Origin of the sequence: Planctomonas deserti, assembly GCF_003067705.1 — a bacterium.
Lineage (GTDB): Bacteria > Actinomycetota > Actinomycetes > Actinomycetales > Microbacteriaceae > Planctomonas > Planctomonas deserti.
Genome location: NZ_QANL01000199.1, coordinates 1 through 526 on the forward strand (window position 1 = coordinate 1; position 526 = coordinate 526).

General features: G+C 66.3%; 1 protein-coding gene. It reads left to right on the forward strand.

Translation table 11 applies throughout. The features are described 5' to 3' along the window. A partial coding sequence (locus DAI20_RS20270) for a 3-hydroxyacyl-CoA dehydrogenase family protein (RefSeq protein WP_168927721.1) occupies positions 1-526 on the forward strand: 526 nt, incomplete at both ends.

Here is a 526-nt window from a genome sequence, read left to right on the forward strand (position 1 = left end):
GATCATCGAGAACCCCGAGGCCAAGCGTGCGCTGTACCAGACGCTCGAACCGAAGATGAAGCAGGACGCGCTGCTGACCACCAATACTTCGTCGATTCCGCTGGTGGAACTGCGCGACCATATCCAGCGCCCGGCACAGTTCGCTGGCCTGCATTACTTCAACCCGGTCGCGCAGATGCCGCTGGTGGAAATCATCCACCACGACGGCATGGCGCCGGAGACCGAGCGCCGTCTGGCCGCGTTCTGCAAGGCGCTGGGCAAGTTCCCGGTGCCGGTGGCCGGCAGCCCGGGCTTCCTGGTCAACCGCGTGCTGTTCCCGTACATGCTGGAAGCCGCCACCGCGTATGCCGAGGGCATTCCGGGCCCGGTGATCGACAAGGCCGCAGTGAAATTCGGCATGCCGATGGGCCCGATCGAACTGATCGACACCGTGGGCCTGGACGTGGCCGCCGGCGTCGGCCGCGAACTGGCGCCGTTCCTGGGCCTGCAGATTCCGGCCGCGCTGCAGACGGTGGAACCGGACAAG